This is a genomic window from Anaerotruncus sp. DFI.9.16 (assembly GCF_024461615.1).
Taxonomy (GTDB): Bacteria; Bacillota; Clostridia; order Oscillospirales; family Ruminococcaceae; genus Anaerotruncus; species Anaerotruncus massiliensis.
Genome location: NZ_JANFZX010000142.1, coordinates 1 through 394 on the forward strand (window position 1 = coordinate 1; position 394 = coordinate 394).

Here is a 394-nt window from a genome sequence, read left to right on the forward strand (position 1 = left end):
CCGCGCGAGCCTGCCCATGCCGTCATAGACGTAGTCCGTCACCTTGCCGTCCGCCTCTGTCTTGCTCTTCTGGTTACCGTCCAGATAGTAGGCATAGGAGAAGCAGGAAACCACCGTGTCCCCGCGCTGATTGACAAGCGAGATCACAAGGTTTGCGGGATTGTAGGCATACGCCGTCGTGAGGCCGCTCTCGGGGTATTCCAGCGAGATCCGGTTGCCGTTGTCGTCGTAGGCATACCGTGCGATCACCGTCTCGCCCTTCTTCACCTCCGCCAATCGGTTGAGGCTGTCATAGGCATAGCCGAGAGAGAGCTCCACCGTGCCGTTCCGTGTGAGGGCAAAGCCTGTGCGGTTGCCCGCCGCATCGTAGGCGAAGCTCTTGACGACGCCGTCC

At 60.9% G+C, this 394-nt stretch carries 1 protein-coding gene; it reads right to left on the bottom strand.

From position 1 onward, the window contains the following. On the bottom strand, positions 1 to 394 hold a 394-nt coding region (locus NE609_RS17360; protein WP_256153246.1), incomplete at both ends, for a hypothetical protein.